This is a genomic window from Micropepsis pineolensis, from assembly GCF_055392125.1.
Window position 1 is genome coordinate 226,348 of the sequence record NZ_AP042408.1, and the last position, 22,895, is coordinate 249,242.

17 protein-coding genes are annotated in these 22,895 nt (G+C 58.0%); 5 read left to right on the top strand and 12 right to left on the bottom strand.

Annotated elements, in window-relative coordinates; all coding sequences use genetic code 11:
• Nucleotides 1-349 precede the first annotated feature (349 nt).
• The gene (locus ACZ5RI_RS01030; RefSeq protein WP_464514259.1) at nt 350-1,948 is read left to right on the top strand and encodes a phosphoenolpyruvate carboxykinase; all 1,599 of its coding nucleotides are present in this window, start codon (nt 350-352) and stop codon (nt 1,946-1,948) included.
• Nucleotides 1,949-2,028: 80 nt separating this feature from the next.
• Here the strand turns inward: ACZ5RI_RS01030 and lepA are convergent, their stop codons facing one another.
• Nucleotides 2,029-3,831, bottom strand: a complete 1,803-nt coding sequence (gene lepA, locus ACZ5RI_RS01035; RefSeq protein ID WP_464514260.1) for a translation elongation factor 4 — start codon at nt 3,829-3,831, stop codon at nt 2,029-2,031.
• A 106-nt stretch (nt 3,832-3,937) separates the two neighbouring features.
• Between lepA and ACZ5RI_RS01040 the strand changes: the two genes are divergently transcribed.
• Nucleotides 3,938-4,900, top strand: a complete 963-nt coding sequence (locus ACZ5RI_RS01040) for a hypothetical protein (protein WP_464514261.1) — start codon at nt 3,938-3,940, stop codon at nt 4,898-4,900.
• 104 nt (nt 4,901-5,004) lie between these two features.
• On the opposite strand, the gene pheT is transcribed toward ACZ5RI_RS01040, so the two are convergent.
• The 4 genes from pheT to rpmI all read right to left on the bottom strand — a co-directional run bounded on the left by pheT (nt 5,005) and on the right by rpmI (nt 9,126).
• Nucleotides 5,005-7,389 (bottom strand): phenylalanine--tRNA ligase subunit beta, encoded by a 2,385-nt coding sequence (gene pheT / locus ACZ5RI_RS01045; RefSeq protein WP_464514262.1) that lies wholly within the window; start codon nt 7,387-7,389, stop codon nt 5,005-5,007.
• Complete coding sequence (gene pheS, locus ACZ5RI_RS01050; protein ID WP_464514263.1) at nt 7,386-8,462, bottom strand: phenylalanine--tRNA ligase subunit alpha; 1,077 nt, start codon at nt 8,460-8,462, stop codon at nt 7,386-7,388. The genes pheT and pheS overlap by 4 nt, the downstream gene beginning before the upstream one ends.
• 95 nt (nt 8,463-8,557) lie before the next feature.
• Complete coding sequence (gene rplT / locus ACZ5RI_RS01055) at nt 8,558-8,914, bottom strand: 50S ribosomal protein L20 (RefSeq protein WP_464514264.1); 357 nt, start codon at nt 8,912-8,914, stop codon at nt 8,558-8,560.
• A 14-nt stretch (nt 8,915-8,928) separates the two neighbouring features.
• Nucleotides 8,929-9,126 carry a 50S ribosomal protein L35 gene (gene rpmI, locus ACZ5RI_RS01060; RefSeq protein ID WP_464514265.1) on the bottom strand — a complete coding sequence of 66 codons (198 nt, stop codon included), beginning with the start codon at nt 9,124-9,126 and terminating at the stop codon, nt 8,929-8,931.
• Nucleotides 9,127-9,741: 615 nt separating this feature from the next.
• Here rpmI and ACZ5RI_RS01065 point away from each other — a divergent pair.
• A complete protein-coding gene (locus ACZ5RI_RS01065; protein ID WP_464514266.1) occupies nt 9,742-11,154 on the top strand; it encodes a hypothetical protein in 1,413 nt (470 codons plus the stop codon).
• A complete protein-coding gene (locus tag ACZ5RI_RS01070) occupies nt 11,151-11,615 on the top strand; it encodes a GAF domain-containing protein (protein ID WP_464514267.1) in 465 nt (154 codons plus the stop codon). Before ACZ5RI_RS01065 ends, ACZ5RI_RS01070 begins: the two co-directional genes overlap by 4 nt.
• A gap of 98 nt (nt 11,616-11,713) precedes the next feature.
• Here ACZ5RI_RS01070 and ACZ5RI_RS01075 read toward each other — a convergent pair whose 3' ends face one another.
• The 5 genes from ACZ5RI_RS01075 to ACZ5RI_RS01095 all read right to left on the bottom strand — a co-directional run bounded on the left by ACZ5RI_RS01075 (nt 11,714) and on the right by ACZ5RI_RS01095 (nt 20,476).
• Nucleotides 11,714-14,638: a TonB-dependent receptor gene (locus ACZ5RI_RS01075; RefSeq protein ID WP_464514268.1), complete on the bottom strand. Its 2,925-nt coding sequence runs from the start codon at nt 14,636-14,638 to the stop codon at nt 11,714-11,716.
• A gap of 845 nt (nt 14,639-15,483) precedes the next feature.
• Nucleotides 15,484-16,545 carry a LacI family DNA-binding transcriptional regulator gene (locus ACZ5RI_RS01080; protein ID WP_464514269.1) on the bottom strand — a complete coding sequence of 354 codons (1,062 nt, stop codon included), beginning with the start codon at nt 16,543-16,545 and terminating at the stop codon, nt 15,484-15,486.
• Between the two features lie 87 nt (nt 16,546-16,632).
• The gene (locus tag ACZ5RI_RS01085; RefSeq protein WP_464514270.1) at nt 16,633-17,682 is read right to left on the bottom strand and encodes a DUF2914 domain-containing protein; all 1,050 of its coding nucleotides are present in this window, start codon (nt 17,680-17,682) and stop codon (nt 16,633-16,635) included.
• Between the two features lie 66 nt (nt 17,683-17,748).
• A complete protein-coding gene (murD, locus tag ACZ5RI_RS01090; protein ID WP_464514271.1) occupies nt 17,749-19,119 on the bottom strand; it encodes a UDP-N-acetylmuramoyl-L-alanine--D-glutamate ligase in 1,371 nt (456 codons plus the stop codon).
• The gene (locus tag ACZ5RI_RS01095) at nt 19,103-20,476 is read right to left on the bottom strand and encodes an endonuclease domain-containing protein (protein WP_464514272.1); all 1,374 of its coding nucleotides are present in this window, start codon (nt 20,474-20,476) and stop codon (nt 19,103-19,105) included. The genes murD and ACZ5RI_RS01095 overlap by 17 nt, the downstream gene beginning before the upstream one ends.
• A gap of 220 nt (nt 20,477-20,696) precedes the next feature.
• Between ACZ5RI_RS01095 and ACZ5RI_RS01100 the strand changes: the two genes are divergently transcribed.
• Complete coding sequence (locus ACZ5RI_RS01100; RefSeq protein WP_464514273.1) at nt 20,697-20,990, top strand: TMEM165/GDT1 family protein; 294 nt, start codon at nt 20,697-20,699, stop codon at nt 20,988-20,990.
• A 110-nt stretch (nt 20,991-21,100) separates the two neighbouring features.
• Here the strand turns inward: ACZ5RI_RS01100 and ACZ5RI_RS01105 are convergent, their stop codons facing one another.
• Nucleotides 21,101-21,547 (bottom strand): hypothetical protein, encoded by a 447-nt coding sequence (locus ACZ5RI_RS01105; RefSeq protein ID WP_464514274.1) that lies wholly within the window; start codon nt 21,545-21,547, stop codon nt 21,101-21,103.
• Nucleotides 21,548-21,727: 180 nt separating this feature from the next.
• On the bottom strand, nt 21,728-22,741 hold the full coding sequence (locus tag ACZ5RI_RS01110; RefSeq protein WP_464514275.1) for a methyltransferase domain-containing protein: 1,014 nt from the start codon (nt 22,739-22,741) through the stop codon (nt 21,728-21,730).
• Between the last annotated feature and the right edge of the window lie 154 nt (nt 22,742-22,895).

Below are 22,895 nucleotides of genomic sequence, written 5' to 3' on the forward strand. Positions count from 1 at the left end.
CGGCTCCGGGGCGGGCTTTAAATACCGTGTCACGAATATGAAACAGGACTGAAAGCGTTGGCAAATATTCTTATGTGCCGACATCTCGCCTAGCACTGCGAAAACGGTCCCAGTCAGGACAAAGCGATAAAACACAACTTTGGATGAGCGACGGAAAGTCGCGCCCCGCCACCGATAGGGCATACCCCATTTGCCATCATGGATTTCTGATGGAAAATATATTGGAACAAAAGCTTAAGTCCTCGCGTAAGAAAAATTCACGCCTTGCCGCAAAAAAAGTCGCAGTTTGCAGTCGGTCGCGGAAGCGCTAAACCTATGCGTGGGTCAACACAAAAAAAACGAGGATAATTTGACTAACGCTTTTGGATTGGAAACGCTTGGGTTTCGTAACCTCAAGACTGTGAACTGGAACCTTAAACCGTCTGTGCTCGTTGAAGAGGCGATCAAACGCGGAGAGGGCCATTTGGCCAAAGACGGCGGCTTCGTCGTTCTGACTGGCAAACATACTGGCCGTTCCGCCAACGACAAATTCTTTGTTCGCGATGCGAACAACGAAAAGGAAATCTGGTGGGACAACAACAAGTCGATCACGCCGGAACAGGGGGAGCTGCTCTATCAGGACATGCTCGCCTATGCCGAGGGCAAAGAACTTTTTGCCCGCGATCTGTTCGGTGGCGCTGACCTGACCTATCGCCTGCCGGTGCGCGTTGTGACCGAATATGCCTGGCACAACCTGTTCATCGACAATCTGCTGATCCGCCCGACGGCGGAACAGCTCAAGGGCTTCACGCCGGAATTCACCATCATCGACCTGGCAAATTTCCAGGCCGACCCGGCCAAGCACGGCACCAAGACCGGCACGGTGATCTGCGTTGATCTGACCAAGAAGCGGGTTCTGATCGGCGGCACGTCCTATGCCGGTGAAATGAAGAAGTCGGTCTTCACGATCCTGAACTATTTCCTGCCGCTGAAGGGCGTCATGCCGATGCATTGCTCGGCCAATGTCGGCTCTGAAGGCAAGTCGGCGATCTTCTTTGGTCTGTCGGGCACCGGCAAGACCACGCTATCGGCCGATGCCAGCCGGACCCTGATCGGGGACGACGAGCATGGCTGGAGCGAAGCGGGCGTCTTCAACTTCGAAGGCGGTTGCTATGCCAAGGTGATCAAGCTGTCGGCAGAGGCAGAACCGGAAATCTATTCGACCACCAAACGCTTCGGCACCGTGCTGGAGAATGTGGTGTGCGATCCGGTCACGCGCGAACTCGATCTCGATGATGACCGCTATACGGAAAACACCCGTGCGGCCTATCCGATCGACTTTATCGACAACGCCTCGGATACCGGTCGTGCGCCGCATCCGACCAACATCATCATGCTGACCGCAGATGCTTTCGGCGTACTGCCGCCGATCGCCAAGCTGTCCCCGAGCCAGATGATGTACCACTTCCTGTCGGGCTTCACCGCGAAGCTGGCTGGCACGGAAAAGGGTGTGACCGAGCCGGAACCAACCTTCTCGACCTGCTTCGGTGCCCCGTTCATGCCGCGCCATCCGTCGGTATACGGCAATCTGCTGCGCGCCCTGAAGGACAAGTACCATTGCGACTGCTGGCTGGTGAACACCGGCTGGTCGGGCGGCCCGGTTTCGGCCGGCGGCAAGCGCATGGCGATCAAGCTGACCCGTACGCTGCTCAATGCCGCGCTCGACGGCTCGCTCGCCAAGGCTGAGTTCCGTATTGACCCCGTCTTCGGCTTCCGTGTTCCGGTTGCCGTGGCTGGCGTCGACGCTGCGGTGCTCAACCCGCGCAACACCTGGGCGGACAAAGACGCCTATGATGCGATGTCGAAGAAACTGGCCGGGATGTTCGTCAAGAACTTCAAGAAGTACGAATCCTATGTCGATGAACGCGTCATGAAGAATGCCGCGATTGTCGCCAAGGCGGCGGAATAAACCTGCCAATACCTCCTAAAACAGCGAACCCCGCACCACCGGTGCGGGGTTTTTGCTTTTAAGGTGTGGGCCCCTGCCGCTCAGTCGTCGTCCATTTTCAGAGCGGCGATGAAGGCTTCCTGCGGAATCTCGACCCGGCCAAACTGCCGCATCTTCTTCTTACCCTCTTTCTGCTTATCGAGCAGCTTGCGCTTACGGCTGATGTCGCCGCCATAACATTTGGCGGTCACGTCCTTGCGCAGGGCAGACAGGGTTTCGCGGGCAATGACCTTGCCACCGCTCGCCGCCTGAATCGGAATCTTGAACAGATGGCGCGGAATAAGGTCTTTGAGCTTTTCGCACATCGAGCGGCCACGCGATTCCGCGCGCCCCTTATGCACGATCATCGACAGGGCATCGACCGGCTCGTCATTGACCAGAACCGACATCTTGACCAGATCGCCCTCTTCATACTCCTCGATCTCATAGTCGAAGCTGGCGTAACCGCGGGTGACCGACTTCAGCCGGTCATAGAAATCGAACACCACTTCGTTGAGTGGCAGATGATAGACCACCATCGCCCGGGTTCCGGCATAGGTCAGCTCGATCTGGCTGCCACGGCGGTCTTCACACAGCTTCAGTACCGAGCCGAGATGCTCGTCCGGCACCAAAATGGTGGCTTTGATCCAGGGCTCTTCAATGCGGTCGATGCGGGTGACTTCCGGCATATCCGCCGGATTATGCAGCTCGACCAGCGAACCGTCGGTCATATAGATGCGATAGATCACCGACGGTGCCGTGGCGATCAGATCGATATTCCACTCGCGTTCCAGCCGCTCGCGAATAATTTCGAGATGCAGCAGCCCGAGGAACCCGCAGCGGAAACCGAAGCCCAGCGCAGCGGAGGTTTCCATCTCGTAGGTGAAGCTGGCATCGTTGAGGTGCAGCTTACCCAGCGCCTCGCGCAAATCTTCAAACTGGGCGGCATCGACTGGGAACAGGCCGCAGAACACCACTTGCTGCGCTGGCTTGAAGCCAGGCAGTGCGGCCGCGGCCGGGCGGCGTTCATCGGTAATGGTGTCACCCACGCGGGTATCGGCCACTTCCTTGATCGCGGCGGTGATAAAGCCGACATCGCCCGGGCCTAAACAGTCCACCGGCACCTGTTTGGGGGTGAAGAATCCGGCGCGGTCGACGGTATAGGTCGCCCCCGAGGCCATCATGCGGATTTTCTGGCCCACTTTCAGTTCGCCATCGACCACCCGCACCAGCACCACGACACCAAGATAGGAATCGTACCAGCTGTCGATCAGCAGGGCTTTAAGCGGCGCGGTGACATCGCCCTTGGGCGGGGGCAGCCGGGTGACAATGGCTTCCAGCACCTGATCGATGTTGAGACCGGTCTTGGCCGAAATCGACACCGCTTCGGATGCGTCGATGCCGATGACATCCTCAATCTGCTGGCGTATCCGCTCGGGCTCGGCGGCTGGCAGATCCACCTTATTGAGCACAGGCACGATTTCGAGCCCGGCATCAATGGCATGATAGACATTGGCCAGCGTCTGGGCCTCGACGCCCTGCGAGGCGTCCACCACCAGAAGCGCGCCTTCGCAGGCGGCCAGGCAGCGCGAGACTTCGTAGGCGAAGTCAACGTGGCCGGGGGTGTCCATCAGGTTAAGGGTATATTTGCAGCCATCCTTGGCGGTATAGGCGAGCCGGACCGTCTGCGCTTTGATGGTGATGCCGCGCTCGCGCTCGATTTCCATCGAGTCGAGCACCTGCTCCTTCATCTCACGCGTGGTCAGGCCACCGGTCAGCTGGATCAGCCGGTCGGCCAGGGTGGACTTGCCGTGGTCGATATGGGCCACGATCGAAAAATTACGGATATGGGTCAGGTCGCTCATCAAGGGTTCTCATACCTTGTGCACGGCCATTCCGTCCAGCCATGAAAGGCTTTATAGATGCAAGAAGGTTGCTGTATCGGGCTGGCGGGCCGGGAGTTGGTATAAAGTGGTTAAACGTTTCTGTGCCGTAGTTTTCACCATTGTAGTGACGTTTATGGGTCTGACGGCGGCGGCCAGGGCCGATATCACCCAGTTTTACGGCAATTGGGCCAATCCGAACCCCGGCCCATCCGGGATTCGCCACATCGTTATCAGCCCCGCCGGCGGTAACCGCGCCACCTTACGGGTTTACGGCAACTGCCACCCAGGCGAGTGTAACTGGGGCGAGGTCGAGGCCGACAATGTCACGGCCCCCCATGGCAAGGACGTCATCGGGCTTTCCGGGCTGATCCATTTTGGCTTTGCCCACCGTCAGATTGTGCTCAAACTGGCCCCGAACGGCCAGATTTCCTTTTGGGCGCAGTACCATTACGTCGACACCGCCGGGAAAAAAGACCGCGAAAGCATGGGCTTGCTACGCCAGAGCGACTGGCCCGGCCCAATGAGCAAAGCCAGCTGGGAGCAACCCGCCAGCCGCGATGCCGGTTGGGGCGGCGGCCCGCGCGGCAATCCGCTGGCCAAGCCGGAACTGAAATGCGACGGCTTTAACCCGGCCGCCACCGGGCTGGTGCAGGCAGGCCCCGGCTGGAATCTGGTCGCGGACGGGGTGTTTCTGACCCATACCGACTGGAACAAGAAAACCGCCCAGCAGGCGATCGAGGTGATCCGGCATTACCGCTTCGATCACAAGTGCCATACTGGCACGATGGACTTCTGGATGAGCAATGGCCGCTTCCCGCACGAAAAATTGACCGGGGCAAGCTGTCTGCAATTTAATTCGACCACCGCCCACACCGTGCGCATCGAAAATACCTGGCGCGTGGTCGATGGCCCGGTCGAAATTTTCAACGCCCTGACCAGCAAAGATAACGCCACCGCCGTGCTGGCGATGATCCGGCGCAACCATCTGGAGCATAAATGCGTGCAAGGATGGCCCAACCCGGTGATGATCTACTGGCTGAGTAAATAGGGCTTCGCGCGCGGCCATCGCCTATGCGCAAAGACTGGCCGCAGAGGCGACGAAGCAGAACCCTCACCCTTCGACAAGCTCAGGGTGAGGGGTATTTTTAAAAGCTACGCGCGTAAGACGGCGCCGGTTGCCTTGGTTGCCGCTGCCACGATACGGCTGGCGACAGCCTCGATCTCGGCATCGGTCAGGGTCTTGTCCTTTGGCTGCAAGCGCACCGAAAGCGCCAGCGACTTCTTGCCTTCGGCAACGCCTTTACCTTCATAGACATCGAACAGGCTGACGGTTTCGATCAGGGCGCGGTCAACACCTTTGACCGCCTTGACCAATTCTTCCGCCGTTACCTTGGCATCCACGACAAAAGCAAAGTCACGCTCCACCGCCTGATAGGGCGACAGGGCCTGCGCCGCCCTGGCTTTGGCCTTCTGCTCGGGGATCGCGTCGAGGAAGATCTCAAACGCCACCAGCGGCACGTCGATATCAAACGCCGCCAGCAGCTTGGGATGCAGCTCGCCGAACTGGGCCAGAACCTTGGGGCCCATCGCCAGCGTGCCGGAGCGGCCGGGATGGTACCAGGGGGCCGCCCCCGCCTTGACCGGGGCATTCATCGGTGCCCCCATGGCGGTTTCGATCACACCCAGCATGTCGGCCTTGGCATCGAACACATCCGCCGCATGGGCGGTTTTGGTCCAGTCACGCACACCCTTACCGACGCGGATACCGGCGGCAACCAGCGTCTGGGCCCCCGGTACGCCGGACTGAAAGACCGGGCCGATTTCGCTTAAGGCAAAATCGCTCGCCCCACGGGACAGGGTGCGCGCCGCCGCCGCCAGCAGTGCCGGCTGCAGACTGGGACGCAACGCATCGGCATCGGCCGCAATCGGGTTGGCCAGCTGGCGGGCATCATCGCCGCCGCCGAACAACGCCGCCTGTGCACGCGGGATGAACGAGAACGAGATCGTCTCGTTAAAGCCACGGGTGGCAAGCGCGCGGCGGGCGAGCCGGACACGCTTTTGCGCCCCTGTCAGCACCGGACGGGCGATATGGTGGGGCCGCTCCATCGGCACCGAAGCAACATGCTCCAGCCCGTAGATGCGCACCACTTCTTCGACCAGATCGGCATCACCGTCGATGTCACTGCGCCACGACGGCGGCGTGACGGTGTAAGGGCCTGTACCTTCGACGGCAAAACCAAGGCTGGTGAGGATCGAAACGATCTTGTCAGCGGGCACGTCGAGGCCGCCCAGACGCTTGACCTTGTCAGCCGCCATGGTGATCTGGCGCTGCCAGACAGGGGTAGCACCAGCCACCACAACCTCTGACGGGGCACCACCGCACCATTCCAGAATCAAGCGGGTGGCCAGTTCGATACCGGGCAACACAAATTCCGGATCGACACCGCGTTCAAAGCGATAGCGCGCATCGGAAAGCAGGCCGAGCTTGCGACCGGTTTTGGCAATCGACACCGGCTCGAAAAACGCCGATTCAATGAAAACATTGACGGTGGTTTCGCTGCAGCCGCATTCCTCGCCGCCCATAACGCCCGCCACACTTTTGGGGCCGGTTTCATCGGCGATGACGCACATTTCGTCATCCAGATCGTAGGTCTTGCCATCCAGCGCGAGCAGCTTTTCGCCCGTTTTGGCCAGCCGCGCCACCAGACGGCCCTGAAGCTTGTCCGCATCAAAGACATGCAATGGGCGGCCACGATCATGCGAAAGGATGTTGGTAACATCGACCAGCGCCGAGATTGGGCGCAGACCAATGGCCTTTAAACGGTCCTGCACCCATTTGGGCGAGGGGCCATTCTTCACGCCGCGAATATAGCGCCCGGCAAAGATCGGGCAGGCGGGCTTATCGCTGGCAAATTCCAGTCCGATGGCAATCGGCGAGGCAAAGCTGCCAGCAACCGGCTCGACCGGCAGCTTGACCAGACGGCCAATACCTGACGCCGCCAGATCGCGCGCCACACCAAAGGCCGAGGTGCAGTCCCCCCGGTTCGGCGTGATCGAAATATCGATCACCGCATCGGTCAGACCCAGCGCATGGGCGGCCGGTTCACCGACAAGGGCGGTTTCCGGCAGTTCGATAATGCCGTCATGCTCGTCGGACAGTTCCAGCTCGCGGGCGGAGCACATCATGCCAAAGGATTCGACACCGCGAATCTTGCCGGTCTTGAGAATGTCGCCGGTGGCCGGAACCTTGACGCCCGGCTGGGCCAGCACGACCTTGATACCGGCGCGGGCATTGGGCGCCCCGCAGACGATCTGGATCGTCTCTTTACCGGTATTGACCTTGCAGACATGCAGCCGGTCGGCATTGGGGTGCTGATCGGCGGTTTCGATTTTGGCCACGATGAAGCCCTTGAGCTTCTCGGCCGGATCTTCCACCGCTTCGACTTCCAGACCGATGGCGGTCAGCTTGTCGGCAAGGGCAGACGCATCGGCCTCGGTCTCAAGATGGTCCTTTAACCAGGAAACGGGAAATTTCATCGGCTGAGGCCCCCATCCAGCGAAGGCACGTCCAGTGCGGCAAAGCCGTAGGCCCGAAGCCAGCGCAAATCGGATTCAAAGAAAGAACGAATGTCGGGAATGCCGTATTTCAGCATGGCAAGGCGGTCGATACCGCCGCCAAAGGCATAACCCTGATATTGGACCGGATCGATACCGCAATTGGCCAGCACGCGCGGATTGACCATGCCGGAGCCGAAAACCTCGAGCCAGTCGGACCCAACGCCGAATTTGATCTGACCGCCGGAACGATCGCAGCGGATATCCCATTCGAGCGACGGCTCGGTGAAGGGAAAATAGCTCGGCCGGGCGCGCAGCTCGACCTTATCGATCTCGAAGAACGCCTTGGAAAATTCTTCCAGCACCCATTTGAGGTGACCCAGATGGGTGGTCTTGTCGATCACCAGCCCTTCGACCTGATGGAACATCGGTGAATGGGTGGCATCGGAATCACGCCGATAGGTCCGACCCGGTGCAATAATCCGGATCGGCGGCTTTTCGGCCAGCATGGTACGCACCTGCACCGACGAGGTCTGGGTCCGCATCACCGGCTGCGTGCCATCAGCCTGTGCGGACATATAGAACGTGTCCTGCATCTGGCGGGCGGGATGATCCGGCGGGGTGTTCAGCTTGGTGAAATTGTAATCGTCGGTTTCGATATCCGGACCTTCGGCAACCGAAAAACCCAGATCGGCGAAAATGGCGATGATTTCATCGGTCACCTGATGCACCGGATGGACCGTGCCCCGAAATTCCGGACGGACCGGCAAGGTGACGTCGATTTTTTCATTCGCAAGCCGCGCCTCAAGGGCGGCTTCCTCCAGTGCGGATTTGCGGGCCGCTAAGGCCTCGGCCACCGACTGGCGCAGACCGTTTAATTTCGGTCCGTTCACTTTACGCTCTTCAGGCGACATGCCGCCCAAAGTTTTCAACAGCTCGCTGACCGAGCCTTTTTTGCCTAAAGCGGCAACCCGGACCGCTTCCAGTGCTGCTTCATCAGCAGCACTGGAGACGGCGTCGAGAATCTGCCGTTCAAGAGATTCGATATCGCTCATCATTTACCCCGACCGGAACCCGCGAGAATTCACGAGGACCGGCAAAAAGATGCAGGCCCAGCTCCGATGGGGGGAACGTGACGTTACACGTAACCTTACGCCTTGGCAGCGCCTGCCTGATCCACCAGAGCCTTGAACGCTTCGGGCTCACGGATAGCCAGATCGGACAGAACCTTGCGGTCAACTTCGATCCCGGCCTTGGCAAGCCCGTTGATAAACAGGCTATAGGTCAGCCCATATTCGCGGCAGGCCGCGTTGATGCGCTGGATCCACAGGGCGCGGAAGTTGCGCTTACGCAGCTTACGGCCGACGTAATTATATTGAAGTGCCTTGTCAGCGGCGGCGTTGGCCACCGTGATGGTATTCTTGCGACGACCGTGGAAACCCTTAACGGCCTTGAATACGCGCTTGCGACGAGCGTGTGACGGTACGGCGCGAGGTGCTTTAGACATGTTTTATACCTTCCTTACGCGTACGGCATCCAGCGCTTGACGCGCTGTTCTTCGCAAGCCGGTAACGTGGCAGTGCCACGTAAGTCGCGAATCTGATCATTGGTGTGGCGGATAAGATGGTGGCGCTTACCGGCCTGACCATGCTTAATCTTGCCACTGGCCGTCATCTTGAAGCGCTTTTTGGCGCCCGATTTGGTCTTCAGCTTGGGCATTTCGGTCTCCTTAGAGTTTTAGCGGTTGCCCGCTGGACACATTTGGAACCGCCACGGCATGCCCTTAAATAGCCGGGCGGTCCTACGAAGGGGCCGTCTTATACGGAAAACCGCTCTGGTTTCAAGGCTGTCGGGTTATTTATCCCGCGGGCGGCTTTTTTTGTGCCCGACACCCACCCCCAGAAATCGCACATAAGCGTAAGCAAGATCTCTGGCATATGTAGCGCCAGCCGATCATGGGGGAAGTGTCATTTTTAAACCCACCCCAGCTTCAGCTTGCCATCCCATTGGTTTTATGGGGAAAATTATGCCCCGCCGCCGCCCTGCAGGGGCGGAAATTCTGGGGTAAGCCCTCGCCCCACCGCCATTTCACCGTAATCACGACCGTAGGTGTCATTGCCACGCTGGCGGCAGGGCACGGCGATATCATAATATGGTTAATAGTTTTGGCAGCCCGCGGCACCGGGTGCAGGACAAGACCAACCGAGGGCGGTCTGCGCCGATGGTAAGATCGCCCACCTTCCGCAAGCCCTTACCGAGCCGACGGCGGTTGATTCCGCCTGGGCGACCGCGTAGCTAAGAACAGGCAACCCTTAAAACTCTCAAAGAATAGGTTTGGCGGTGTATTTCTGGCGCAAATTGCTGACCGATCCACGCGCAGCGGCCCTGCTGGCCGCCTTTGCCGCCTTTTGCGTGGCCCTGTTCGCCCCCGGCCTGTTCAATGATGGCGACACCTATTGGCATATCGAAGCCGGGCGCTGGATGATCGACAACCGGGCGGTGCTGCACATCGACCCGTTCTCCTACACCTTTGCCGGTAAACCGTGGCAAGCGCATGAGTGGCTGTCGGAAATCATCATTGCGCTGGCCTATGTCGGTTTGGGCTGGAGCGGTGTCGCCCTGCTGTTCGCCGCAACCTTTGCGCTGACCGCCGGACTGCTGGGCTGGCACTTAAGCCGCCGTCTTTCGGGGATCACCCTGATTGTCGTGATTATTCTGGCGCTATGCTGCACCACCGGCGGCCTGTTGGCCCGCCCGCACGTGCTGGCCCTGCCACTGATCGAGCTGTGGACCGCAGCCCTGATCCGCGCCCGGGCCGAGGGCCGCACCCCAGCCTGGCAGCTGCTGATCGCCATGGTGCTGTGGGCCAATCTGCATGGCAGCTTTATGTTCGGGCTGGCTCTGCTGGTGCCTTTCCTGCTCGAAATCCTGGGCGAAAAAAAATACGATCAGGCCAAGCGCTGGGCGCTTTTTTCGGTGCTGGCCGTACTTGCGGCGATGATAACGCCCAACGGCATCGACACGCTGACCTTCCCCGTCAAGCTGATGGCCATGCCCGAGCTGTATTCGATCAGTGAATGGCGCCCGCCCGTGCTGAAAGGAATGCAGCCCCTTACCCTGACGGTCGGGGCCACACTGTTCGTGCTGCTGTCACGCGGGGCACGCATCCGGGTTTGGCGTTTGGTGACGCTGCTCGGGCTATTGTATATGAGCCTGCTGCAAGCCCGCCATGGCCAGCTTCTGGCCATCGCCGGGGCACAGCTGATCGCCGATCCGCTCGGCGAAGCGCTGCACAATGGCCCACGCAACGGCAAGGCCACATCGCGGGCGGGGGAAATCTTCTGCGCGCTGATTCTGCTGGCCGTGGCGGTGCGGTTGATGATGCCGATCCGCAGCCTCGACAATGCTGTAACGCCAGCGGCAGCGCTGGCCCATCTGCCTGAACCATATCGCCACCAGCCGATGCTGAATGAATATGCTTTCGGCGGCTATCTGATTTTCAACGACATGGCGCCGTTTATCGATGGCCGGGCCGAACTCTATGGTCAGGATTTTTTGCGCCAATATGGCAGGCTGGCGGCGGGTGACAGCAAAACTTTAAACAAAGTGCTGCAACAATACCGCATCACCTGGAGCCTGCTCAGCCCCGGCAGCCCTGCGGTGACCGCGCTTGACCATACACCCGGCTGGCGGCGTATCTATGCCGACAAAACAGCGGTACTTCATATTCGCGAGAAACAACCATGAGCGAAAAAAAAGATCTCTACACGGACCTCATTCTGGAGGCCCGCGGCCTGCTTGAAGGCGAGCAGGATGCCATCGCCAATGCCGCCAATCTGTCGGCGCTGATCTGGCAGCGCCTGCCCGACCTCAACTGGGCCGGCTTCTATTTCTGGAAAGACGGCGAGCTGGTCCTGGGCCCCTTTCAGGGTAAGCCCGCCTGTGTGCGCATCAAAGCCGGTCATGGCGTCTGTGGCGCCGCTATCGGCCGCAAACGCACCCAGATCGTGCCTGATGTACATGCCTTCCCCGGCCACATTGCCTGTGATGCAGATTCCAATGCCGAACTTGTGGTGCCCTTGTTCCGGGATTCCAGCCCGATCGGCGTGATTGACCTCGACAGCCCGACACAGGGCCGCTTCGACGCAGAAGATGCCACCGGTATTGAAGCGGTGGCGCGGATCTGGCTTGCGGCCAGCAAGATCTGACACCACGAACCACAGCGCTGACCATAACCTTGCGCATAAAAAAGCGGCCGCATGGAAGGAATGCGGCCGCCAGTTGCTTAGGGGAGGTCAGTGGAAAGTTAGTAGTTGAACTTCAGATCAAGCGAGAACCGGCGCCCGGTCTGATTGTAGGTAAAGGGCTGCTGTTTATATTGCAGGTACTGGCTGGGGGCATCGCCACCCAGATTACGCCCTTCAAAGACCAGCGCCAGGTTCTCAAGGAACTTGTAGGTGAGCTGGGCATCGACCTGGCCATAGTGGCGGTTGTAAACGCCCCAGACGCTGGTTGAATCAGACCCCGTCGTGATGCTGTAGGTCGAGCTGAAGGACGAGCCTTTCCAGGTATAGGAAAGGTGGCCTTCAAACGGCCCCTGCTCGTAATAGGTCTGAACCGTAAAGGCATTGTTCGACACGCCAGGGAACGGCAGATGCTTGTGGAAGGCATCGGCATTCTGTGTCTTCGATTCGGCATAGGTGTAGTTGACGTTCACACCAAAGCCGCTTTCAAACGCATACTGGGCGCTCAGCTCGATACCCTGAATCCGACCGCCACCGCCGTTTTCATAGGTCGAAACCACGCCTGTGGTGCCACCGAAATCATCGTTCACCGTGGTGGAGACGTTGACCGATTCCGTGAAGCTTTCGACACCCTTCCAGAATAATCCCGCACTGAACAGACCCTGCTTACCAAAGTAATATTCATAGGTAAGGTCGATCTGGTTGGCACGATACGGATCAAGGTTCGGATTACCGGCACTGCCGTTATCAAAGGCAAAACCGTCTTTCGCACCCGTTGTGGTATTGGTGCGGTTGTTGGTTTCACGCGTATAGTAATACTGACGACCCTGACCAAGCTGCCAGTAGTTTTGCTCGGCCATCACACGGGCTGCCGAGAAACGCACCTTCTGGCCATCATCCAGATTATAGATGACGTTCAGGCTGGGCAGGATATCGGTATATTCACGGCGGGTCTCAACCGGTGTACCGGCCACCGGCACACCATTCCAGCTGGCACTGCCGTAATAGGCGCCGTCTTCGGTATAACCACCCTGAACCACGGTAAGCTGGGTGTGAACAACCCGCACACCGCTGTTGATGTGCAGATCATCATTGGTATCGCCCAGGTCGGTCATGAAATAGCCCGACCAGTTCTTGTTATCGACCCGGAACGAGTTGGTCGGATCGTGGAAGAACTGCATCTTATAACCGTTGAGGTTATCGTATTTGCTGAGCCAGCAGGACGGGCACTTGGCCATCTGGGCCGGATCCTGCACCAGCACCTGATTAAGACCAGCCTGCGGGAAGAAGTCGTTGACCAGTTTCAGACGTTCCGGTGCATTGTTGAAGGTGATAATTGGCACGCCGGCAATGCCCGGATCCTGATAGTAGGTCCAGTTGTCGTACACGCTACTTGACGGTGTGACATTCGGATTCCAGAACAGATACCGGCCAAACATATAATCCAGCGCACGAACCGAATAGCGGATACCCGCCGTGACCTTGATCCGATCCATCGCATCATAGTCAGCATCAATACGCGCCGATGTCTGGGTGTTGTGGTTACCCAGCGCCCAGGCCCAGGCCGATTTGAACAACCCATCATTCTGATCGACCAGCGAAGATGGATTGGTGTAGTGCACAATGGGATAAATCCCGTTCTTGCTCTTATAGGTGAATGTGCAGGGGCTGTTCTGCACCGAACCGTTACCACCGCAGGCGTTGTAGTTGGCGTAGTTATTGACGATGGTATCGTTGAAGTTATTGGTCGAGGAGCTGTTGATCGAATAAGCGCTCAGTTCCTGGTCCTGCTGGGCGAATTCAGAATGCGCCACACCACGGCCATAGGAAATCTTGGCGCTGATACGGAACTTGCCGCCATTATCGAATTTGGCATTGTACTGAACATTATCGCCATAGTCTTTGTCTTCTTCGACCATGGTCGACAGTTCCAGCACCTTAGAGGCAAAGGTACCGTAACTGACCACACCATTGGCATCGATGCTGTAAGGCGAGCTTGAGACCAGGCCCAGACCATCCGACTTCGGGCTGAAATTCAGCTTGTCGGAAATATCGCGCTTATCGGTGCGCATATCGGTATGGAACCATTTCAGGCTCATGGTCACCGATTCAATCGGGTTATATTCGATACCGAGATAACCGCCGAAGCGCTTACGCTCGATCGACCGATTGGTCAGGTACATCATTTCCGGTTCGATATAATCTTCACCGACCGTATTGAGGTAGCCCGATGTCGGGCCGGCAACCGCCCAGTTGGAACGGTTCTGGGCCTGCATTTCATATTCGCGCGTCGTGGTATGATCCCACGCCAGCGATGCAACCACGCCGAATTTTTCACTGAGTTTATAGGTACCAACCAGCGTGGCCGAGGGGGTCACTTTGGTTGCGGCCTGGGCATAACTAACTTTGGCAATGCCCGACAGACGAAAACCGTCCGGTCCGTTCATCGCGCTCATGGTATGCAGATTGATGGTGCCGCCCATACCACCAGCAACGATCGAAGCATCCGGCGACTTGAACACGTCGATGCCCGAGATCAGTTCCGACGGAATGCCTTCCATCGAGTTTTTGTATTCGTTGCCGTTACCACCGCCCGAACCTTCGCCGCTTTGGTACATTTCACGGCCGGTGACGAAGACATCGCCATCCAGCAGCGTCACGTTATATTCCAAACCGCGAATACGGATCTGGGTACCTTCACCACCAGCACGGTCGATCTGCACGCCCGGCAGACGCTGCAGGGATTCGGCCACGTTCATATCCGGCATCTTGCCGATATCTTCGGGCGCCACCGATTCCATGATCAGGTTCGAATGCTCTTTCTTATCGAGAGCGTTTGCCAGCGATTCCCGGAAGCCGGTGACAACCACCGTTTCCATCTGGTCTGATTGCTGAGCGCCCGCGGCCTGTAACATGGCCGCCCCACCACCCAGGACAAAAACCGCTACCATTGCAGTAGAGGCATAGAGATTGGATTTGCACTTCATGTAACGCACTCCCTGTTACGTTAGGTGCGCCGGCGTTTCCCGGCATCATTCTTAGGTTGTGCGCGAAGATTACACCCAAATAATTCTACCGGTGCGTGCTGGATGACAGCGTAAGACACTTTTTATACAATGTGTCAGATACGCCACACGGCCTAGTAATACTGCAGATTAATTAATGTATATTTGTCATATATTTCAGGAATTTCACTGTAATGCTTTAATTAAAATATGGATCTTCAAATCATTATTTTTTATTACTTTGAAAAACCCGCAGCATAAGGAAGGCTTTACCTTAATATCAGAGGGGAAGCGCTATCAGTTGCAGAGGGTATGTCTTTGCAACCGGTAAACGACCTCTGCTGAATACTTTAAATAATTAATAAATGAAACATGTCACATCATATAATATACAGTCAGTAATTCACACAACGTATAACAGTAATAGCAAAGCATTGTATAAGTAAATCGCATTGTATATTAGCAACTATGCGATTATAATGCCATAAATATTTTATTTTGTACAATTCAGACAAAATTGTTAGCGCTATCTTCTTGTATATCGCCTTTTACGCACCGCAAGTTATGCCGTATCAGACACCCCAATGCGGTGCGACAACTCATACACGCACATTACCTGCGGTAGTATTATTGGAATGATGGGAGCGCACCCCAAATCGATTCATGTCTTTTTTGCGGCAAATGTGGCCGAAACAATTCCTGATGACACGGCCGAAATCACCTGCAGCCCGGGCTACGGGAATCAGACACACCAAACCGGCAACGGCTAAGCGACACCGCACGCCAAAGCGTACCGATGAAAACACCTTAAGACGGAGATAGCGGACTTATTCGGCGGGAGGCGGGGCCGTCGATTCCCGGACGATGAGTTCGTGATCGAGACGCCGCTCGACCGCCTCATCGGCCTGTGCCCGCTGCACCAGGATCGAGACCGCAGTATTGGCCATTTCGCGCAAAGGCTGGCGACAGGTGGTCAGACGTGGCCACACCACCTGCCCGACCAGAGAATCATCAAAGCCCGCCACGGAAAGCTGTTGCGGAACCTTGAGATCAAAACGCTGCGAAGTCGCCAGCACGGCGGCGGCCATATCGTCATTGGCGGCGAAAATCGCGGTTGGCCGGTTCTTCAGCGTCAGCAGCTTTTCACACGCCTGCATGCCGGACTGATACGAAAAGAAACCCTGCACACATAATTCTTCGATAAAGGGAATACCCGCCTGCTGCAGCGCCGTGCGATAACCTTCAAAGCGCGCCATGGCGGCACCATGATCGGGTTTGCCTTTGATGAAACCGATGCGGCGATGCCCCAACCCGATCAGATAGGCGGTCATATCAAACGCCGCTTTGCGATCATCAATCTTAACGTCGGCCGTACCGGGTAAATGCTTTTCGGGGGCAATCCGTACAAACGGAATATGGGCCCGTTGCAGCGCCCCGATCACCTGCGGCAGATCACACAAAGGTGGGGTCAGGATTACACCGTACAGGGAAGATTCCTGTACCAGCGAAAACACCGCCTGTTCCAGATTGGGGTCTTGCGGATCAAGCTGCTCGACGATCAGGTGATAGCCTTCGTCCCGGCAGCGCTCGACCACGCCAATCTGCACAGACGGGATATAGCTGCCTGTCGGATTGTCATAGAGCAACCCGATCAGGAAGGAATGTTCGCTGGCCAGCCCGCGGGCGAACACATTGGGGCGATAGGATAAATCTTTGACCGCTTCCATCACCCGGGCGCGGGTCGTTTCGCTGACATTGGACTGGCGATTGACCACCCGGGACACGGTCTTGATCGACACGCCAGCACGGCGCGCCACATCATAGATGCTGGCGGGTCTGCCCGGTTCCGGGGTGCCGTCGGGTGACGGTATGGTGCGGTGCGACTTCACAACGACAACATGTAAGACATTTGTGCGTCCAGAAAAAGGCCCAATTTAGGCCGAGACCGCCTCAACCTTGCGACCGATCGTGCCAGATCAGCGGATCACGGTCGTGGTCAGCCCGTGGGGCGGTATGCCATAATCGACGGTGAACTTGGTCCGGCCGATCAGACGGCCATCCGATGTTTCAACATCGACCCGCCACAACCCGGCCAGGGGCGCAACCCGCTTGGTATAGCCGCGATAGCCATTCTTGCGCCCGCCGAAAATGCGATAGCTTGGGCTTTGCATCGTCACCCAGCCCTGATCGGCATCATAATGCTGCCAGACATGCTGAACCCGGGTGCTGAGCTTGATCGGTGCGAAAATGGCACTGAAGACATAGACCGCGCCGCCACTTTTCAAATGCACCGTATCTGGCGCGCCGAACCAGCGGTTCCAGCTTTGCGGCTCGCCCACCGCATAGTACACCGCCCCGGAACGATGCACCGAGGTATAGACGCCGTCCTTCTGCATGGCGAGCGGCAAGGGCGGCAGCAGACCGACGAAATACAGCCCATAGATGGCGGCAAAGATCGCCCCCGCTCCTCCCAGCACCGACCAGTGCACCGACTGCCAGCGCACCTTGCCCAGCAAGCGAAGCGCCAGCATGAACAGCATGAACACCCCGGCCGCCGCCAGACCGCTATAGACAAAGGTCAGCATACCAATGGTGTGGGTGAACACCGGCACCATGAAGATGGCATAGGATAACAGCGCAAACGCCAGCAGCACCGAGGTGAAGATCAACCGCGAATGATAGGTGCGCAGCACTTCGTTGACGATGAAGATTGCCAGCAGAAGAATAAAGAACGGCCACGATGCCGCCAGCACCGCGCTGCGGGCATAAAAGACTAAAAAGGCGCTCCACAGACTACCGAAAGCAAACTGCGTCAGCACCGGCAGAACACTGCGCAGGCGGATACGCCTCCACACCCGTCCCTCGGTGGCCACCAAGGGATGGGCTTCAAGATAGTGCAGCCAGACAATGGTCCCCGCTGCCACCGTAATATAGATCAGCAGCAGCGTCTGGGTGACACCGTGATCGAGACGGCCATAGGCAAAGTAGTCGAAAATATAACCGCCGATCATGGCGACAGCCGACATATGGCGCTCATAGGTCTTGAGCGGTCGGCTATAATTCCTCAACCGTGCCAGAAGATGGGACACCGCCTATGCCTCCGCCTGCGCATTCCCCACCAGCGCCTCCCCCGGCACTGTGTTTTGGGCGGATAGCTGTTTTTGGCGGCACAGTGCTTTGAAGCGATCGCCGCGATCGGCGTAGTTCTGGAACTGGCCGTAGCTGGGCGAGGCTGGCGACAACAGGAAGACATCCCCTGCCCCCAGCCGCGTAAACGCCACATCCACCGCCGTTTCAAGATCGGGCACCGCCATATAGTCGAAGTGTCGGGGCTTTTTCTCCAGTTCGGTGAAGATCCGTTCGCCCGTCACCGGCAACAGCAGCACCGTCTTGACCCCGGCAATCGACAGATGGTCGATCAGCGCCTGAAAATCCTGACCGCGATCTGTGCCGCCCAGGATCAACACCTTCGGCTTATCGCGATAGGTCTGTAATGCCGCCATGGTGGCTTCGGGCACGGTGCATAAACTGTCGTTGACGCACAGAATATCCCCGACCGGGAATTCTTCGAGCCGGTGGGCCAGCTGGGTAAAACCACTCAGATCGACCGTATGGCGCACATCATCAATACCAAACGCATCGACTGCCGCGCAGGCCGCTGCCAGATTGGCATAGTTGTGCGCGCCCTTAAGCGGGAAGTTGCGGATCGCCACCGGCACCCCGGCATACAGCAACGTCTCGCCTTCGGCATCAAACCCATCAGGGCGGTTAAACCAGACCAGTCCTGCGCGCCCCTCAAGCCGACTGCGCAAACGCTCGCTGGCAAAGTTACACACCCCTTTGATGGTGGGGCTGACATCCAGCAACCGCAGCTTATCGTGATAATAATTTTCGGTGCCGTGATGCCAGGGGGCATGCTCCGGGTACAGACTGGTGATGACGCCGATCTCGGGTGCACCAGCCAGATCGGCGACCTGATAGGAGGACAGCTCCAGTACGGTGACATCGCGCCCCGCTGGCTCGCCCAGCATTGCAATACCGACATTGCCATAGAGTTTGGCATCAAGCCCGGCATTTTCCAGCATCTGCTGCAGCAAACGCGCGGTCGAGCTTTTTCCTTTGGTGCCGGTCACCGCGATGATACGGGCCGTCTTATTGTGTTCGAACCACAGATTGGTGGCGGTGGTAAAACGCTGCCCGGCGGCCTTGGCGGCAACGATATCGTCACGATAGGCCGAGATGCCGGGACTTTTGACGATTACATCAAACGCCTTGCCCGCCAGCGCCACATCAACATCCGCCCCGGTCAGCACCGGCACATCAGGATGATCGGCCAGCGCCGTATCATTGAGAAGGGTGATGGCAACGTCCGGCTTTTCAGCCCGCACGAAATCGTAGACGGCCCGCCCTTCGCGGCCGAAGCCCCAGATTGCCAGGCGATGCACATTATCTAAGATAGGCACGCAATATTCCTTCGTAGCGTTCGGGCAGCAGATGATCGGGCGACGGGGTCAGCAAGGTGTGTTCAACTGCACGATAATCGGCAACATGCGCCCGCAGTTTTGGGGCCAGCGCCTGTACCACAACGCAGGACTGCCAGCCCGGGGTTTCGGCCAGACGCAACAACGCCGCCGAGGATTCCGCAATCTCGCCGACACACTCCCATGGCTTATGCCCCGCGAGCCCCGTCAGCTCCTCATAGGCCGAAATCGCCGCACCATCTTCGAGCAGGTTCTGGCCGAAGATCGCGGTCAGCCGTGTCGGGTCCATAGCGGTGGCCAGAATCAGAAAAGCAAACCGGCATTTTGGGCATTCACAGCACCAGCGCTTGGGCGTGGTGGTGGCGCGCAAGACAAAGGCGCGGTTACAACTGGTAAAGACCGTATCGTAACGCGTCACCCGGGCGAACAGCCGGGCGATATGGAATTCCGACAGCGGCCGCAGCAAGGAAAAATAGCGCAAACCCGGCGTGATATGCTGCGCGACATACGCCGCCAGCATCTGCTCGAAGGGCAGGGACTTGCTGTACTGATGGTTCACCATACGCCCGGCGAAGATCGTATTGCCTTCATTGGCCGAGCGCTCGTTCGACAGCACCACGGTGTCGTAACCATGGACGAAGGCCGCCGCCAGTGCGGTCAGGCTGACAATGGCGGTAATCGGAATATGGCCATTAAGGGCCCCGGCATCGTTGAGGGCAAACAACCCGGCATCGATGCTGCGTTTGACCGTGATCAGCGGCAGGCCGGATGCGGCGGCACAATCCAAAATCGGTTTTTTGGGATTGACCGCAAACAGTATCAGCGGCTCTTTGGCGGCGCGCAGCGCTTCCAGACTGACCAGCGAATCTTTACCGCCACCGATCAGCACCGCCGTCCGCCGTGGCAGTGCCACCGGAACAGAAATCGCATCGGGCACGGTACCAACGGGGAAGTTCACCCGGTCCCACACCGCAATGGCGTTACGGGCGGCAAACTCGCCCAGGCCGTTCTCATAGAGGCACTGGAAAAATGCCCGCCGGGCTGGCGACAGCCCCCCGGCATCCCGCACCATCTGTGGCGGCAGGAAGGCCTTGTAATAACTGATCCCCGCCGCCAGATGCAGCGCATCGACCGCGGCCTCGAATCCGGGGCGCAACGGGCTGCCGGGGGCAGGTAAGGCCGCACCGAAATCGATCACTTCGCGAAATTGTGGCCCATTCTCAAAGGCATAGGGCAAGCAGACCCGGCCAGCGGCATCATCCGCCTGCCAGGGCAGGAAATGAAACGCCCTATATGGCGAATCCTGAGAATCCGACAAATCCGGCTGATCCTGTGTCATGGCCGGGCTATATCACAGCCGGTCGGCGCAAGTCTTCTTTTTCCGTTTTGTCGTTAAGCTCATTTCATCAAAACTGTCGCCCGCCCCGCACAGACTGCCCGACCATAAAATCCACTCATGGTGGTTTTGGGCGTAAAAATCTTACCGGCACGGATCGCTTTTCATCGCCCCCCTGATGGCTTAAGAGCCCACACAGAAATTATGACTTTAGGGCTTTTCGATGAACGCGTTACCGGTGAACGACGTATTGGCTATCTTCCTCAGCGTGTTTATCGCCGAAATGGGCGACAAGACCCAGCTGGCCACCATGCTGTTTGCGTCCGAGAACAAAGTCTCGCCATTCATGGTGTTTATCGCCTCAGCGGGGGCGCTGGTCTTGAGTACCGCGCTGGCGGCGGCGGTGGGTTGCCTGATCAGCCGTTATCTGTCGGGCGTTCCGCTCAAACTGATCGCAGGCATCGGCTTTGTCGCCATCGGGGCGTGGACGATCAGCCAAGCCCTGCGTGGCGCCTAAGAACCTTAAAAATACAAAGCCTTAAAAAGCAGTTTGGCGCCACCCGGTTAAAAAGGGCAGCGCCATCTCACCGCATCAGGCCAGCAATAGCCGACCCTTATATTCGTGGTTTATTTCTTCTGCTGCGGGCAGACCTTGGTGTCCGTGTCACCGCGCTTGCAGTGTTCGAGACGCAGATTGTTGAACTCGGTCGCGATCGACTGTTCAGAATCAAGCGACTTGTCATAAATAACCTGACGTTCGGCCACACGCTGCTGAATTGCCGGAATCTTGCTGGCGTCTTCGGGCTTAGCCTTGGCAGCCACAATAGCGTCCTGGTCGGCCTTGGTCAGCCGCAGCTGGCAATTGCGGAAAGAATTAAGCTGGGACTGATACACTTTGACCAGATGGTACGCGTCCACCACATCCTTACGGGCATCCTCGATCGGCTTTTTGGCCAGATCGCCCGCCGTAACGAAAGCCGGTGCAACCGGAAGTGGCCCGCACTCTTCTTCAGCAAAGGTCGGCATCGCGACAACCGACAGCATCGCCGCGCACAAAATAAAAGACTTGAACATGAGTTACTCCCTGACTTTGCGGTGATACGCCCCCACCGGGGCGCAACATAAGCACATCTGATAGCCAGGAAGGAAGCGCAAAGCCTGCAAAATAAGACGCGGCAAATGGCACCGCCCTGCGGTTGTCGCAGATGGCGGCACCACCCAAAAGTATACTATTTTCCGATTTCCGTCAGTGGGTTAGTGCCCGGCAGTCACCGCGGGCTTTTGCAGCGCCACAGCAAAACCCGCCACCGGCACCGCATTTTCGCTGCGCGGCTCGCATGCCAGAAGCCCGACCAGATCGAACCCAATCTGGGCAGCCGCCCGGCGCAAATAACTTTCACTGTGACGCCAGCGGCGCTTGGGGCCAAGCTCATACCCATCGCCGGTTTTCTTTTCGACCGAGAACAGGAAGTGCCCGCCCCCCCTCAGCGCCCGCATGGCGGTGGCCAGCACCTTGTCGAGTTCGCCCAGATACACCAGCGCGTCGGCAGCCAGCACCAGGTCAAAACCGTTTTCCGCGATCACCGGCCGTTCAATATCGGCCAGGATCAGCGATTGATACTGCCCGCGCTTACGGGCCTGATCGAGCATCCGGGGGGACAGATCAACCCCAACCATGTGGCGCACCACATCGCGAAAGGCCGCCCCGCCCAGCCCCGTGCCGCAACCCAGATCGAGTAAATCGAGCGTGGCAGCCCCGGGGGCAACCATGTCGAACAACTGGCGCAGCAGCGCCGGGGCCTGATACTGCAGTTGTGACAGCATGTGGCTGTCGTAATTGGACGAAAAGTAATTGAACAGATGGCGGACATAGGCCGCATCGGAACGCGGACGAGCCAAAATACGTTCGGCCTTGCCGATTTTATCAGTCCGGCCCGGGGTATCCTCGTCAACTTCGGCGAAGAAGCTCAAAGCGCGTTCGGCCTCGCCCGCCTGCAGCCAGGCGCAGCCCAGAAGATAATGGACGCGATTCGATTCGGGCTCCAGATCCAGCGCCCGCTGTAATTCCCCAATGGCGCTGGGCAACAAATCGGCCCGCATCAGCAGCTCGCCCAGCAGCAGCGCCGCCTCGAAATCCTCGGGAAACTGCAAAGCAGCCTCGCGCGCATAATCCAGCGCCGACTTCATATCACCCCGATCCGCCATGCCACGCGCCAGTGCCAGCCGCCTGGGCAGCATACCTGCCGGATTGATCCGTGTTTCCCGCATTTCCAAGCTGTCGAATCCAGTTTAGTACCCCTCCATTAGATTGAGACTCCGGTAAGCAACACGTTAAAAGTGTCTACTTTTTTACGTATCGGCACAGATATGGGCAAGCGCATGGCCTGCCCATAGATATAGGTCTCAAATCGAAACTTGAAAA

Bases quoted from the DNA above. Each gene is read 5' to 3' on its own strand.
- ACZ5RI_RS01105 (WP_464514274.1), bottom strand. From the start codon at position 21,547: ATGTTCAAGTCTTTTATTTTGTGCGCGGCGATGCTGTCGGTTGTCGCG.
- ACZ5RI_RS01110 (WP_464514275.1), bottom strand. From the start codon at position 22,741: ATGCGGGAAACACGGATCAATCCGGCAGGTATGCTGCCCAGGCGGCTG.
- lepA (WP_464514260.1), bottom strand. From the start codon at position 3,831: ATGAGCGACCTGACCCATATCCGTAATTTTTCGATCGTGGCCCATATC.
- pheS (WP_464514263.1), bottom strand. From the start codon at position 8,462: ATGAGCGATATCGAATCTCTTGAACGGCAGATTCTCGACGCCGTCTCC.
- rplT (WP_464514264.1), bottom strand. From the start codon at position 8,914: ATGTCTAAAGCACCTCGCGCCGTACCGTCACACGCTCGTCGCAAGCGC.
- ACZ5RI_RS01095 (WP_464514272.1), bottom strand. From the start codon at position 20,476: ATGACACAGGATCAGCCGGATTTGTCGGATTCTCAGGATTCGCCATAT.
- rpmI (WP_464514265.1), bottom strand. From the start codon at position 9,126: ATGCCCAAGCTGAAGACCAAATCGGGCGCCAAAAAGCGCTTCAAGATG.
- pheT (WP_464514262.1), bottom strand. From the start codon at position 7,389: ATGAAATTTCCCGTTTCCTGGTTAAAGGACCATCTTGAGACCGAGGCC.
- ACZ5RI_RS01085 (WP_464514270.1), bottom strand. From the start codon at position 17,682: ATGTCGGCTGTCGCCATGATCGGCGGTTATATTTTCGACTACTTTGCC.
- ACZ5RI_RS01075 (WP_464514268.1), bottom strand. From the start codon at position 14,638: ATGAAGTGCAAATCCAATCTCTATGCCTCTACTGCAATGGTAGCGGTT.
- ACZ5RI_RS01100 (WP_464514273.1), top strand. From the start codon at position 20,697: ATGAACGCGTTACCGGTGAACGACGTATTGGCTATCTTCCTCAGCGTG.
- ACZ5RI_RS01070 (WP_464514267.1), top strand. From the start codon at position 11,151: ATGAGCGAAAAAAAAGATCTCTACACGGACCTCATTCTGGAGGCCCGC.